Source organism: Kitasatospora sp. NPDC127060 (assembly GCF_042724935.1).
In the GTDB taxonomy this organism is placed as follows: Bacteria; Actinomycetota; Actinomycetes; order Streptomycetales; family Streptomycetaceae; genus Kitasatospora.
In genome coordinates, this window is the sequence record NZ_JBHXEG010000010.1 from 29,242 (window position 1) to 43,847 (window position 14,606).

Genomic DNA, 14,606 nt, shown 5'->3' on the forward strand with positions numbered 1-14,606 from the left:
CTCGCTGGTGGAAGGCCCCCACGTGGGGTCGGGGCCAGTGCTCGCCAGCCTAGGAACGCGCGGGCCGCAGCGGTCCCTGACATCCGACAGGGGCGCGCCGCCGCGCCCCGGGCGCCGGGATGCGGTACACGCCGCGCCGCGAACGGCGCGGCGGCCCGACCGGGGCGGCGGAGCGGGCGGCCCGACGGCTCCGCCGGCCGGACGCGCGACCCCGGACGGGGCGTCAGCGGGTGGCGATTCCAGGGGTCAGGCGCAGGCGCTCCGGGCGGGCCGGGGCGCGCAGGCGCTCGGCCGGCACCTGGTCGCGGCGGGCCTGCCAGGCGAGCAGCCGGGCCCGGTCCTGCTCGTCCCCGGCCTCGTCCGGGGCGGCGTCCGGGGCGCTCTCGCGCAGCAGCACCCGGGCCGGGCGCTCCTCGCCGCCGGGCAGCACGTCCAGCACCAGGAAGTGGGTGCCGGGCGGGAAGACCACCTCGGGATCCCCGCCCTCGGCGATCACCGACGTGCGGCGCCCGGTCGCGGACCACACCAGGAACTCCACGTCCGTCCCCGGCGCCACCTCCGCCTCGGACGTCCCCACCACCGGCGCGGGCTCCACCAGCAGCACACCGCGCGCGTACTGGCGCAGCACCTCCTCATCCGCCTCGGCGCCCAGCAGCACCGCGCCCCGGTGGTTGGGCAGCCGGCGCAGCCCGGACCCCAGACAGGCCAGGTACGGGGCCAACGGCCCCTGACCGGCGCCGGGTTGACGGGCCGCCTGGACCAACTCGGCGCGGGACACCGGGATCCCGGTGTCGGCGTGGTGCAGGTAGACCGCCGCGAGGTCGTCCTTCAGATCGTCACGGGCCTGCGCGCGCAGCGCGGGCATCCGCAGCGCGGCCTGCTCGGCGCGGCCGGCGTAGCGGTGGAAGTACCCGCCCAGCAGGGCCCGGAACGCGGCCCGCTCGGCGGCCGTGGACACCCGCCCGGGAGCGGCGGCCACGGCGGAGGGCACGAGGAGCCGGGGTGCGGCGGGTGCGGCGTGCTCGGGCGCGGGCTCGACCGGGGTGGGCTCGGGCACCGGGGCGGGCTCGGGCTCGGGTTCGGGGGCCGGGGCCGGGGCCGGGGCCGGGGTGTCGGGGGCGTTGCTGCTCTCGGTCGGGGCCGCCGGTGCCGTCGCGGGCGCGACCGGAAAGGCCTGCGCGGTGGGGGAGTCGGGGCCGTCGGGGGTGCCGTTGCTCTCGATCGCGATCGTCGGTGCGGTGGCGGGGGCGGGCGGCTGCTCCGGGTCCGGGGCCTCGGGCGCCTCGGGGGTGGCCTGCGGGGCCTGCGGGGCCTGCGGGGCGGGGATCTCGGGGGCGGCGGCCGGGGTTCCGGTCATGGGGGGACGGCGCAGGGCCGGGGCGCCGGGCAGGAGCAGGCGTGGGGCCGGGGTGCCCGGGTCGGTGAGGGCGGCCAGCAGGTCGTCCAGGATGTCGAGCACCTCGGCGGGCGCCGTCCGGTCGGCCGAGCCCGCGATGAGGGTGGGCCGGTCCGGGTCGGGGTCGAGCAGTCGGGGGCCGCGGTCGCGCGGCGGCTCCTCGGGGCGCAGCCACAGTCCGGCGGGGACGGCCTCCAGGCGCCAGCCCGCGACGGGTGCCTGGTGCAGCGCGGGGCCGCAGGCCGCGAAGCCGGCGGGCAGGGGGCGCCAGGCGGAGGCGATCACGCGGCCGAGTTCGGGGCAGGCGGTCAGTTCGGTCAGCCACGGTTCCCAGCCCGGGGCTGCGTCAGTGCCCGGGACGTGCGAGGACCAGCCGTTCGCGGTGTGCGTCGGCAGGCCGACGGCCGCCCGGACGTCGTGGCCCAGCCCGGCCGCCAACTCGGCGACCAGGGCGACGAGTTCCGCGACGGTGACCCAGGGCGCGCCGATCAGCAGGTCGGCCGGGGAGGTTCCGGGCCGGATCAGCCGGGCGGCGACCGCGGCGGCGGCGACCTCGTCGGCCGGGGGCAGCGGGGCGTCCGGGCGCCCGACCACCAGGACCGGGGTGCCGGGTGCCGCCGCGGCCCGCAGCAGCGGGGCCGGGGTGGCGCCCGGGGCGGTGGGCGCGCCGTGGAACCAGAAGCCGTGCGGCAGCACGGTCAGCCGGGGATCGGCCGGGTCAGCGGGCGCGGGCGGGGGCGCGGGCGCGGGTGGGGCAGCGGGCACCGGAACGGGCGCCGGCGAGGTAACGGGCCGGCCGGACCCGGCTTCTGACGCTTCCTCGGACACCGTCGGTACGGGGCGTGCCGCCGCCGGGACCGGCTCGCCCGCCGGGACCGTCGGGGTCGCCGGGACCGGCTCGCCCGCCGTGGCGGACACGGCGGACCCGGCGGGCACGGCGGACCCGGCGGGCACCTCGGGCGCGGCAGCGGCCACGACCGGCACGCCCGCGGTCGCGGGCACGTTCGCGGGAGCCGCCTGCACCGCCTTCGCCCTTCCCACCCCCGCCCCCGTACCAGCCTTTGCCCCCGCGCCCGTCCCCGGCAGCGGCCACACCGCGCCGAGCCGGCGGGTGCGCCCGTCCGGGGTGAACAGCCACCAGGAGGACGGTTCGGTGTCGGTGGCCCCGCTGGTCAGCAGCGTCCCGTCCGGGCGCAGGGTGACCTGCCCGTCCGGGGCCACGATGCTGGTGGCGGCCAGTTCGGCGATCCGCTGGGCGGGCCGGCGCCCGGACTCCGGTGCGGCCGCGAGGCCGGTGGCGGCCAGGACCAGGGTGGCGGCGTTGCGCTCGGCGGCGGTGCGGGCCAGTTCGTCGAGCCGGCCGAGCAGGACGGGCTGGGCGTCGGCGGCCGCGGCCAGCACGGTGACGGTGCCGACCACGGGCGCGAGCGCGGCCAGCGCGTCGGTGAGCGCGGCGGGCAGCGCCGCCGGGTCCGGGCCGTGCGGGGAGCCCGGCGCGATGACGAAGTGCGGGCCGACCTCGTGCAGTTGTGCCGCGGGCACCGGAGCGGTGTCGGCCCCGGCGGCGCTGTCGGCGCGGCGGCGGGTCAGCCAGCGCCGTGCCCCGGTGGCCTCCTGGACGGTGCTCATCGGCCCGAACCCCCTTCCCCTTCAGCGCTGTTGCCGCCCCCACCGCTGCCGTCCGCCTCGTCCACCAGTGCGGTCTGCACCTGCACCGTACGGCGCCGGGTGACGTGCAGGGCCCGCCCCGGGGGGAACACCCGCGGCTTGGTGTTGCCGAACAGGAAGCCCTCGCTGGGCGGGCAGGACAGCAGCACCGCCGGGGTGTTGACCTCCTCCAGCTTGCGCAGCAGCTGGTCGGAGGAGGCCCGCCCGACGCCGTTGGCGCTGCGCGCCACGATCAGGTGCAGGCCCAGTTCGGCGCCCTGCGCCAGGTAGTCCAGCAGCGGCGCGAACGGGTGGGCGGCCATGCCGCCGGGGGAGCCGGCGACCAGCTCGTAGTCGTCGACCAGGATGAACAGCTCGGGCCCCTCCCACCAGTCGCGCAGCCGCAGCCGCTCCGGCGGGATGTCCGGTCCGGGCAGCCGGTTGGCCATCGCCCGCGCCGCGCCGTCGACGATCTGGCGCAGCACGTCCACGGCGACCGCGTGCCCGAGCCGGTACTCCTGCGGCACCGCGCCCTGCAGCACCCGCCGGTAGTCCACCAGCATGATCCGCGCCTGGTCGGGCCGGTAGGCGGAGGTGATGCCCGCCGCGACCAGCTTCAGCAGGTTGGTCTTGCCCGCCTCGCTGTCACCGACCACCACCAGGTGCGGCGTCTCCTCGAAGTCGTGCCACAGCGGGGCCATCGAGACGTCCTGCAGGCCCAGCGGCACCCGCAGCCGGCCCTCGGGGGCGGGCAGCGCCGCCGCGGGCAGGTGCAGCGGCAGCATCCGCACCTCGGGGGCGCGCGGGCCCTGCCAGTGCTCGGCGACGGCGTCGACCAGGTCCGCGACGCCCTCGCCCAGGTCCTCGGTGCCGCCGTTGCCGTCCAGCCGGGGCAGCGCGGTCAGGAAGTGCAGCTCCTCACCGGTCAGGCCGCGGCCGGGGATCTTGGGCACCGTCGCCGCGATCCGCATCCCGATCGCGGAGTCCACCGGGTCGCCCAGCCGCAGCTCGAAGCGGGTGCCCAGCAGGTCGCGCAGCGCGCCGGTGACCTCGCCCCAGCGGGTGGTGCCCACGACCAGGTGGATGCCGTAGTTGAGACCGCGCTGGGCGATCAGGGTCAGCGCCGGCGCCAGGTCCGCGAACTCCTGGCGCACGGTGTTCCAGCCGTCGACGACCAGGAACACGTCACCGTGGCTCTCCCCGGGCAGCGCCCCCTCGGCCAGCGCCCGCCGGAACGCCGCCACCGAGTCGATGCCCAGCTCGGCGAAGCTCTGCTCGCGCCGGGCCAGGATGGCGTTGACCTCCGCGACCGTGCGCACCACCCGCTCCGGGTCGTGCCGCCCGGTCACCCCGCCCACGTGCGGCAGCCCGCGCAGCGAGGAGAGCGTGCCGCCGCCGAAGTCCAGGCAGTAGAACTGCACCTCGCGCGGGGTGTGGGTGAGCGCCAGGGACGCCACCAGGGTCCGCAGCAGGGTGGACTTGCCGCTCTGCGGCCCGCCCGCGACACCCACGTGACCGCCCGCCCCCGACAGGTCGGCGCTCAGCAGGTCGCGCATCTGCTGGAACGGACGGTCCACCACGCCCACCGGCACCCGCAGGGTGCCCCGGGCGGGATCGTCCTCGGTGGTCAGCCCGTACCCGGCCACCGGCGCCAGCGGCGGCAGCAGCTGGTCCAGGGTCGGCGGCACGCCCAGCGGCGGCAGCCACACCTGGTGGGCGGGCGGCCCGGCGTCGACGAGCCGCTCGGCCGCGATGGCCAGCAGGCTGCGGCTCTCCGCCACCTCCTCGGCCTCCGGCTCCGCCGCCACCGCGACGGGCTGACGCGGCGCCACGTACCCGGTGCCGTACACCGCGACCTGCCCCGCCGCCGCCTGCCGGCGCACCGCCGCCGGACGCGGCGCCCGGTAGGCCCCGGAGACGTACGCCGCCTTGAACCGGGTCAGCGTCGCGATGTCGCTGCGCAGGAACCCGTTGCCCGGCTGCGACGGCAGGTGGTACGCGTCCGGGACCCCCAGCACGCCCCGGCTCTCCATCGCCGAGAACGTCCGCAGCCCGATCCGGTACGACAGGTGCGACTCCAGGGCGTGCATCCGCCCCTCGTCCAGGCGCTGCGAGGCCAGCAGCAGGTGCACCCCCAGCGACCGCCCCAACCGGCCGATCATGATGAACAGGTCCATGAAGTCCCGGTGCGCGGCCAGCAGTTCGGAGAACTCGTCGACCACCACGAACAGCGTCGGCAGCGGCTCCAGCACCGCCCCGCCGGCCCGGGCCGCCTCGTAGTCCAGCAGCGAGCTGTAGTTGCCCGCCGAACGCAGCAGCTCCTGACGGCGCACCAGCTCCCCGTGCAGCGCGTCGCGCATCCGGTCCACCAGCGCCGCCTCGTCGGCCAGGTTGGTGATCACCGCCGAGGTGTGCGGAAGCCGGTCCAGGCCCAGGAACGTCGCCCCGCCCTTGAAGTCCACCAGCACGAAGTTCAGCACCTCGGAGGAGTGGGTCAGCGCCAACGCCATCACCAGCGTCCGCAGCAGCTCCGACTTGCCCGAGCCGGTCGCCCCGATCAGCATCCCGTGCGGCCCCATGCCGCCCTGCGCCGACTCCTTGATGTCCAGCTCCACCGGCGTGCCGTCCCCCGCGATCCCCAGCGGCACCCGCAGCCGGTCGCCGGCGCCGCGCCCGGCCCAGCCGTCCGCCACGTCGTGCCGGTGCAGATCACGGATGCCCAGCAGCGACACCAGGTCGAAGTCCCCGGCCAGCGGCTCCCCGGCCTCCGACTGGTCCCCGATCCGGTACGGCGCCAGCAGCCCGGCCAGCCGCCGCGCCGCCGGCAGCGACAGCGCGTCCGCCCGCCCCAGCTCCGTCACCTCGTCCCGGTGATTGCGGTCCGCGCCGACCATCGCCAGCCGGCCCTCCTCGATCCGCAGCCTCAGCCGGTGGCGCAGCGGCTTCCACTCCAGCGCCCCGCCCAGGTCCAGCAGCACCGCGTTGCGCCACCCCGCCAGCGCCGCCCGGCTGCCCGCACCCACCGGCACACCGTCCAGCACGACCACCGTGAACGGCTCGTCCCGGCCCGGCTGCGCGTCCGGCTCCCACGGCCCGCGCCCCGCGAACTCCGCCCCCAGCACCTGCTCCAGCTCCGCCACCGACCCCGCCACCAGCCGCACCGGCCCCAGCGCGTCGGTGTCCACCGGGTGCAGCGCGTGCGGCAGCCACTTCGCCCACTCCCACAGCCCCCGCCTCTCCGCGTCGCACACCACCGCGATCCGCAGCTCGTCCGGCGCCTGGAACAGCGCCAGCTGCGCCAGCATCGCCCGCGCCAGCGCCCGCGCCGCCTCCCCGTCGCCCCCGCCGTCCCCGTCGCCCTCGCGCACCAGCACCTGGGCGTACCCGCGCACGTACACCGCGATCGGCTGGTCCGCGACCGTGCCGTAGGCGTGGATGAAACGGCGCAACGCGTGCGCGCACAACGGCTCCAGGTCCTCCACCGGCTTGGTCGCCAGCGGCGCCAACCGCACCGCCAGGCGCTGGTGCCCCACCCCCACCCGCACGTCGCCGAAGTCCGGGTGCGCACTGCGCCGCTCCCACAGCCGCGAGGTGCGCACCAGCGAGGCCAGCGCCCCCGGCGCCGGATGCCGCCAGGCCAGCGCCTCCTGCTGGCGCACGATGTGCCCGCGCACCTGACGGCGCATCTGCGCCAGGTAGCGCAGGTAGTCCCGCCGCTCGGCCCGCAACTCCCGCTTGCGGTCGCTGGAGCCGCGGATCAGCGAGGTCACCAGCATGCCCACCGCGGACAGGCCCATCATGCCCATCGCCACGTACGTCATGATCCCGCCGCCGTCACCGGGGCGCAGGAACACGAACACCATCGACAGCGAGCTCAACGCCATCGGCGCCATCGAGATCATGCTCGACATGCCGCTCTGCGACTCCGGCAGGACCGGCGGCTCCTGCAACTGGATCTCGCCGTCGGGCATCGCCGGCCCGGGGCGCCGCGGCGGACGGTCGACCAGCACCACACTCAACGAAAGCGCTCCTCGCACCAGGGGACGGCCGCGAAGAGCCCCGCCGTCCGGGGCGCCGTCCTTCAGGACGACGGGCCGCGGCGGGCACCGGGTTCAACCGTTCCCGCCGCAGGTTGAACCACGAACCCGCCGCCGCCCGTGCCCCAAGAGGGGAACCGCCCCCGCAGGCGGCGCGGCCACCACCGCACGGACACGAGGAGAACCTTGAACGGGAGCGCCAACGGGACCGCAGCCACCGGACTGTGCCGACTGAGGTTCCACGCACCCGACGCGGTGTTCGAACTCGTCATCCCCGCCGACATACCCCTCGCCGACCTGTTGCCCGCCGTCCTCGACCACGCCGGCGACGACCTCGACGAACAGGGCGCCGAACACGACGGCTGGATCCTCCAACGCCTCGGCCAGGCCCCCCTCGACGAGGAGCTCGGCGCCGACGCCCTGGGCCTGCGCGACGGCGAGGACCTCCACCTGCGCCCCCGCCGCGACCCCCTGCCCGAAGTCCACTACGACGACCTCCCCGACGGCCTCGCCACCGGCATGCGCGAACGCCCCGACACCTGGCGCCCCGCCTTCACCCACCACACCACCCTCGCCCTGGCCGTCACCACCCTCGCCGGCGGCCTCGCCGTCCTGCTCCTGCCCGGCCCGCCCCACCTGCGCGCCGGCGCCGCCGCCGTCACCGCACTGTTCCTGCTCCTGGGCGCCCTCAGCGCCTCCCGCGCCGTCGGCGACGCCGGCGCCGGCACCGCCCTGGGCGCCACCGCCGTGCCCTACCTCGCCCTGGCCGGCGCCCTCCTCACCACCGCCACCGGCCCCTCCGCCACCGGGGCCCGCCTGCTCGCCGGCGGCTGCGCCGGCGCCGGAGCCGCCGTCCTGGCCCTGGCCGCCGTCGGCTGCTCCGCCCCGCTCTTCCTCGGCCTGCTCCTGCTCGCCCTGCACACCACCGCCGCCGGCGCCCTGCTGCTCGCCGGACTCACCCCGCCCGCCACCGCCGCCGCCCTGGCCGTCGCCCCCGTCGCCACCGCCGCCTTCCTGCCCGGCCTGTGCTTCCGCCTGTCCGGCCTGCGCCTGCCCGCCCTGCCCCGCAACGCCGAGGAACTCCAGGAAGGCATCGAAGCCGTCCCCGCCACCACCGTCCGCACCCGCAGCACCGTCGCCGACGGCTTCCTGACGGCCTTCCACCTCGCCCTCGCCCCCGTCCTCGCCCTGTGCCTGACCACCCTCACCGCCCAGGACGGCTGGGCCCCCACCGCCCTGACCTGCGTCCTGTCCCTGCTGCTCCTGCTGCACGCCCGCGGCATCGGCTCCACCCCCCAGCGCCTGGCCGTCCTCCTCCCCGGCGCCCTGGGCCCCGCCCTGCTCACCGCCCACCTCGCCCTCGACCTGGACCCCGCCGCCCGCATCGGGCTGCTCGCCGCCCTGCTCTCCACCGCCGCCCTGCTGGCCGCCGCCTCCTGGACCGTCCCCGGCCGCCGCCTGCTGCCCTACTGGGGCCGCGCCGCCGACCTGCTGCACACCCTCGCCGCCGTCAGCGTCCTGCCGCTCGCCCTCGCCGCGGCCGGCACCCTCCACGCGCTGCGCGCCCTCGCGGGCTGACCCGCACCCGCCCCACCCGCCGCACGCCGGTACCCGCCGCACACCCCGAGCCCCGCCACCGAGGAGAACCACCACCATGCAGTCGAAGCGCGACCAGGTGCAGGCCCACCTGTTCGTGATGGGCCGCCTCGCCACCGGCATGCTCCGCGGCGAGCCCGACGCCCCCGACGCCCCCACCGGGCGCACCTCCCGCGGCATCGCCACCGGCCTGGTCATCGCCGCCCTCGCCTGCCTGATCGCCGCCGTCTACGGCGTCGTGGTCCCCGGCGGCGCCACCGGCTGGAAGAAACCCGGCACCCTCGTCCTGGTCAAGGAGAACGGCGCCCGCTACCTCTACCTCGACGGCGCCCTCCACCCCCTGCTCAACGAGACCACCGCCCGCCTGCTCGCCGGCGACCAGCTCACCGTCGACCAGGTCAGCGTCCGTTCCCTGGCCGACACCCCCCGCGGCACCCCCCTGGGCATCCTCGGCGCCCCCGACGGCCTGCCCGACGCCGACCGCCTCGCCACCGCCCCCTGGCTCGCCTGCGCCACCACCGCCCCCGGCCCCGCCGGCACCCGCCAACCCCGACTCGCCCTCGCCATCGACCCCACCACCCACGGCACCGCCCTCACCGACGACCAGGCCCTCCTGGTCGCCGCCCCCGACGGCACCGAACACCTCCTGTGGCACGGCCGCCGCCTGCGCCTGGACACCCGCACCGGCGCCCGCCAGGCCCTCGGCCAGGCCGCCGTCACCGCCCGGCCCGTCACCCAGGCCTTCCTCGACGCCCTGCCCGCCGGCCCCGACCTCGCCGCCCCCGACATCGACCAGCGCGGCACCCCCGGCCCCGACCTCGCCACCCGCCCCACCCGCATCGGACAGCTCTTCACCGGCCCCGGCGGCGACCCCTACCTGCTCACCCCCGCCGGACTCACCCCGCTCGACCCGATGACCCTGCACCTGCTGCTGGCCGACTCCCGAACCCAGCAGAGCGCCTACCAGGGCGCCGCCGCCACCCCCGCCGCGATCGGCGCCGCCGACCTCGCCGCCCACAGCGCGCCCCCCGCCACCGCCCCGGCCACCACCGCGCTGCCCACCACCGTGCCCGAACTCCTCACCGCCTCCCAGGGCCGCGACGTCTGCGCCGAACTGCGCCCCGGCAGCCCCGGGCCCACCACCACCCTCGCCCTCGTCGACGACACCGCCGTCCAGGGCCCCGCCCCCACCGCCCAGCCCGGCATCGAGGCCGCCTGCACCCCCGCCGACACCATCGCGGTACGCCCCGGCGGCGGCGCCCTGGTGCGCGCCCTGTCCACCGCCGGCACCGGCGCCACCCTCTACCTGGTCACCGACAACGGGGCGAAGTACCCGCTCGCCTCACCCGCCGTCGCCAAACAGCTCGGCTACGGCGCCGTCGCCCCCGCGGGCGTGCCCGCCGCGCTGCTGGCCCTGCTGCCCACCGGCCCCAGCCTCGACCCGGCCGCCCTCACCGGCGCCACCCCCGCCAGCACGCCGCCGGGACCGCCGTGCCCGCGCTGAACCCGTACTTCCCGGGTTGAACCCGTACTTCCCGCAGGACCGTTGACCTGAAATGAACCCGGTGCGGCGAACGCCCCGGGCCCGATGGACAGGAGCCCCCGAATGACCACCCCCAGCCTGCAGACGGACGACGCCTCCGTCCAGCGCATCCTCGCCAGCCTGGAGCACCACCTCGGCATCATGAAGCGCGCCGCCACACAGGTCACCGACGTCAACGAAGAGGTCCAGACGTACTTCCACGCCGCCTGCAGCACCCAGTACCAGCAGAAGATCAACGACTGGCTGGGCCGGTACCAGCAGCTCCAGGGGGCCTACGACACCTTCCACGGCGCGTTCGGTGCCGGCCACCGCAAGATCAACAGCGCCCACGAGGAGGCCCTGGGCCTCACCGGCCAGTGGGGCGGGGGCTCCGGGATCTCCGACGACATCCGCTACACCCTCAACCCCTGAACCCCCGTAGACATCCGTAGACATCCGTAGACATCCGGACCACCCCACCGAGGAGGACCACCGATGGGCACCATCAAGCTCCACCACGCCAACATCGACGAGGCGGCCGACGCCCTGGAACAGGCCGGCCAGGCCCTGCACAGCGCCATGACCGACTTCGAGACGGCCGTCCAGACCGCCCAGAACGAACTCCAGGGCGACCTCGCCACCGCCGCCAAGACCTTCCAGACCACCCTCACCACCCAGAACAAGGAGATGAACACCGACATCGTCCAGGGCGCCGGCATCCTGCGTGAGATGCACGGCCTGCTCCGCGCCGCCGACGCGGGCGGCGCGGCGGGCATCGGCTGATGACCACGCCGTCCACGGTGCCCGCCACTCTCAGCGTCAACCACGACGACCTGAAGGACTTCGCGTACAAGGTCCTGGCGGCCTGCCTGACCCGACTGGAGAACGACCCCGGTTTCAAGGCCATGATGGCCTTCGCGGGCAAGAGCGGGGTCGGCAAGGACGCCCTCTTCACCGAGCTGCTGACCGGGCAGTTCGAGAGCGGGATCCACCTGCACGACCTGTTCGCCTCCAACCTGGCCGGCAGCGTGCTGCAGGACTTCACGAAGTTCCACCAGCAGCTGGCCAAGGCCCAGGACGACATCTGGTCGTTCCTGCAGCAGATGGACGCGGCGCACGAGGACGCCCTGACGGCCGCCCAGATGATGCAGATCCTCCAGGACGTCATCGGCGCCGGCGGCGGCGGTGGCGGTGGCGGCGGTGGCGGTGGCGGCGGTGGTGGCGGCGGCGGGGCCGGTCCGTAGCGCCCGCCCGCCGCCGGCCCGCCGAACCCCGCACCCCCGACCCCACTGGAGAACCCCGTGACCACCCAGCCCCCCTCCCAGGCGACCATGCCCTGGGAGGACATCCTCGCCGCCTTCAACTCCAAGAAGACGCCGGTGGACATCGTCAAGCGGGCGGACGTCGCGGGCCCCAAGGCCGCCCCGTGGCTGACCGGGAAGCTCACCAACGAGTCGGGGTACTTCGACAACAGCCAGAAGAGCGATAACCCGAACAACCAGAAGACGGGCGCCGACGGGAAGCCGGCCGACGTCTGGTGGGTGATGAACTTCATCAACGGGTACGACGCGCACCACTTCCTGATCTCGATCCACATCGACTACTCGAAGTGGGGCAACGACCCCACCGGCCCGCTGTCCAAGTTCAACTGGCAGGGCGAGGACATCCTGCTGCCGATCCTGCCCGACGCGGACGCGCTGACGGGGAACAACGTCAGCACCAAGGGCAACGACGTCATCCACCCGCAGAGCCTGCTGGCCGCCTCCACCGCGATCGACGACACCAAGAAGTGGCTGGCCGCCCAGAGCAAGGACGCCCATGAGTGGGCCACCAAGATCAATGCGCCGGACAGCAGCTGGGAGGGCGACGCGGCCGGCGAGTTCAAGATGCTCCTGGAGCGCTTCGCCTACGAACTCGACGACCTGAACAACCAGTTGACCGCGACGGACTACGCGTCGATGCTGAAGACGGCGGCCCACCAGATCGGGGTCACCATCGACGCGCTGCACACCGCGCGCAAGAACTGGTACGCGGTCGGCTTCCCGTACCAGTGCATCCTGGAGGTCCTGACGGAGGTCATGGCCAAGAGCCCGCCGACCTGGACCGGGAGCAAGGACGGCTGGAGCTACACCACCGAGCTCGGCGACCCGCGCACCGACGCCTTCTACACCGCGCTCGACGCCCGGGCCAAGGCCCGGTGGCTGGAGAAGGTGTCCACCATGCTCGACGTGCCCGGCAACGCCACGATGACCGACCTCGGGACCTCCTACCAGCCGCTGATCGGAAAGCTGTACTTCGGGCTGGTGCCGGTCAACCTCACGCTCCCGCCCAAGGATGCGCCGGACCCCAAGGACGTCCCGAACCCCAAGGACGTCCCGAACCCCAAGGACGTGCCCAACCCGCAGGACGGCGGCGCCGGGGGCGGGGCCGGGGGCGGGGCCGGGGGCGGGGCCGGCGGCAAGCACCAGAACCTCGGCCTCGGCGGCCCCCCGCCGCCGCCGGTCATCGGCGGCAGCGGCACCGGCGGCACCGGGGGCGGGATCGGCGGCGGGGGCACCGGCGGCGCCGGCACACCGATCCGCGACAAGGACGGCAAGGTCCTCCTCGGCAAGGACGGCAAGCCGATCCTGCTGCCGCCCGGCGGCTACATCGGCGACGGCGGCAAGGTCTACGACGCCAACGGCAAGGAGGTGCTCGGCAAGGACGGCAAGCCGATCGTCGTCCCCCCGGGCGCGAACGTGCCGGCCGGCACCGGCGGAGGCGTCAACGGCGCCAACGCCAAGGTGCCCAAGGGCTCGACCGTGCGCGAGGACGGCACGGTGGTCGACGCCGCGGGCAAGCCCGTGCTGGACGCCAACGGCAACCCGTACGTCCTGGAGAAGGGCGGCTCGATCGCCCAGGACGGCACCCTGCTGGGCGCCGACGGCAAGCCGATCCCCGACTACCTCCAGCGCTCCCGCGACCTGCAGAGCGCCTGGAACTCGATGGGCAGCGGCGGCAGCGGGGGGACCGGCGGCACCGGGGGCCTCGGCGGACTCGGCGGCTTCCCGCACGGGTCCTCCGGCGACACCACGCCCTGGACGGTCGACCTCGGCTCCGGCTCCGGCACCGGCAGCTCCTTCACCCCCCTGCCCGGGCTCTTCGGCGGCCTCGGCTCCGGCGGCGGAGCCGCGGCGTACACCGGCTCCGGCGGCGCCTCCGGCCCCCGTATCCTCGGCTCCGGCGCCGGCCTGGGCCCCCGCGTCGAGGACAACTTCGCCCAGGGGCCCGGCGGGAAGTCCGGCCCCGCGGCGGGCGCGGCCGCCGCCGAGAGCGCCGCCGCGGAGAAGGCCGCGGCCCAGAAGGCCGCCGCAATGGCCGCCGAGGAGCAGGCCGCCATGCGCGGCCAGTCGGTGTCCACCAGCGGCGGGATGCCGATGGTGCCGCCGATGGGCGGCGGTATGGGCGCCGGCGGCCAGGGCGAGAAGGCCCGCCAGCGCACCACCTGGCTGGCCGAGGACGAAGAGGTGTGGGGCACCGACACCGGCGCGGTCAGCGGCGTGATCGGCCGCTGATCCCACGCAAGGAAGCAGACCGGAACAGGAGAGGCATGTCGTACGCGTTCGAGGACCAACTGAACCAGGCCCTGGCCGACTTGGCGGACCAGCAGGCCAAACTGGCCGAGTCCACCCGCAGGATGCAGGCGATGACCGCCGAGGCCACCAGCAAGGACCGGATGGTCACCGCGAAGGTCGGCCCGCAGGGCGAACTGCTCGCGCTGAACTTCCACACCACCGCCTACCAGTCCATGGCCCCCGCCGAGTTGAGCGCCCTGCTGAAGGACGTCCTCAACGAGGCCAAGGCCCGGATGGGCGAGCGGATCACCGCCGAGATGCGCGGCTTCGAGGGCGTCGGCCAGAGCCTGCGGATGAACTTCACCGGCGAGCGCGGCGACGAGGACCCGTTCGCGTCCGGCGTCGGCCTGGACCTGGAGACGCTGCTCGCCCCGCTCACCGCGATGCGCCCCGGCGCCGGCCGGGCCGCCAAGTCCGTCAGGCAGGAGGAGTTCAATGGGTGACACGCTGCGCCTGGACGCCGACGCCAGGAAGGCGTTCAGCAACTTCGAGGAGGTGTCCGCCCTGGTCGAGAAGATCTCCAAGGAGATGGAGGACATCCACACCAAGAACGTCAAGGCCGGCGGTGGCGACGACATCGGCAAGCAGTACCACGACAAGATCGACAAGCCGGCCGAGGACCTGTACGGGCTGACGACGAGCATCAAGGCCAAGATCGACGCGATGGCCAAGCACGGCCAGGACACGGTCACCCTCTTCCATGCCGCCGACCAGCACGGCGTGGACCTGGCGACGTAGCACCCGCCCGCCCGGGTCCGCCCGCCCCCCCGTCGCACCACCAGCCCTTCCCTGCC

10 protein-coding genes are annotated in these 14,606 nt (G+C 75.5%); 8 read left to right on the forward strand and 2 right to left on the reverse strand.

All coding sequences use genetic code 11. The features are described from left to right. Positions 1-223: 223 nt before the first annotated feature. A complete protein-coding gene (locus ACFWIS_RS08570; protein ID WP_380454167.1) occupies positions 224-3,025 on the reverse strand; it encodes a hypothetical protein in 2,802 nt (933 codons plus the stop codon). Continuing rightward, positions 3,022-7,014: a type VII secretion protein EccCa gene (gene eccCa / locus ACFWIS_RS08575; RefSeq protein WP_380454191.1), complete on the reverse strand. Its 3,993-nt coding sequence runs from the start codon at positions 7,012-7,014 to the stop codon at positions 3,022-3,024. Before eccCa ends, ACFWIS_RS08570 begins: the two co-directional genes overlap by 4 nt. A gap of 252 nt (positions 7,015-7,266) precedes the next feature. Between eccCa and eccD the strand changes: the two genes are divergently transcribed. The 8 genes from eccD (at position 7,267) to ACFWIS_RS08615 (ending at position 14,550) form a co-directional block, all read left to right on the forward strand. Beyond that, the gene (gene eccD / locus ACFWIS_RS08580) at positions 7,267-8,658 is read left to right on the forward strand and encodes a type VII secretion integral membrane protein EccD (RefSeq protein WP_380454165.1); all 1,392 of its coding nucleotides are present in this window, start codon (positions 7,267-7,269) and stop codon (positions 8,656-8,658) included. A 76-nt stretch (positions 8,659-8,734) separates the two neighbouring features. Continuing rightward, positions 8,735-10,180 carry a type VII secretion protein EccB gene (gene eccB / locus ACFWIS_RS08585; protein WP_380454163.1) on the forward strand — a complete coding sequence of 482 codons (1,446 nt, stop codon included), beginning with the start codon at positions 8,735-8,737 and terminating at the stop codon, positions 10,178-10,180. A gap of 102 nt (positions 10,181-10,282) precedes the next feature. Then, positions 10,283-10,630 carry a hypothetical protein gene (locus ACFWIS_RS08590; RefSeq protein WP_380454161.1) on the forward strand — a complete coding sequence of 116 codons (348 nt, stop codon included), beginning with the start codon at positions 10,283-10,285 and terminating at the stop codon, positions 10,628-10,630. Positions 10,631-10,693: 63 nt separating this feature from the next. Continuing rightward, on the forward strand, positions 10,694-10,981 hold the full coding sequence (locus ACFWIS_RS08595) for a hypothetical protein (protein ID WP_380454159.1): 288 nt from the start codon (positions 10,694-10,696) through the stop codon (positions 10,979-10,981). Continuing rightward, complete coding sequence (locus ACFWIS_RS08600) at positions 10,981-11,442, forward strand: hypothetical protein (RefSeq protein ID WP_380454158.1); 462 nt, start codon at positions 10,981-10,983, stop codon at positions 11,440-11,442. Before ACFWIS_RS08595 ends, ACFWIS_RS08600 begins: the two co-directional genes overlap by 1 nt. Positions 11,443-11,499: 57 nt before the next feature. Continuing rightward, positions 11,500-13,752 carry a hypothetical protein gene (locus tag ACFWIS_RS08605; RefSeq protein ID WP_380454156.1) on the forward strand — a complete coding sequence of 751 codons (2,253 nt, stop codon included), beginning with the start codon at positions 11,500-11,502 and terminating at the stop codon, positions 13,750-13,752. Positions 13,753-13,787: 35 nt separating this feature from the next. Then, positions 13,788-14,255 carry a YbaB/EbfC family nucleoid-associated protein gene (locus tag ACFWIS_RS08610; protein WP_380454154.1) on the forward strand — a complete coding sequence of 156 codons (468 nt, stop codon included), beginning with the start codon at positions 13,788-13,790 and terminating at the stop codon, positions 14,253-14,255. Next, complete coding sequence (locus ACFWIS_RS08615) at positions 14,248-14,550, forward strand: hypothetical protein (protein WP_380454152.1); 303 nt, start codon at positions 14,248-14,250, stop codon at positions 14,548-14,550. Before ACFWIS_RS08610 ends, ACFWIS_RS08615 begins: the two co-directional genes overlap by 8 nt. Positions 14,551-14,606 lie beyond the last annotated feature (56 nt).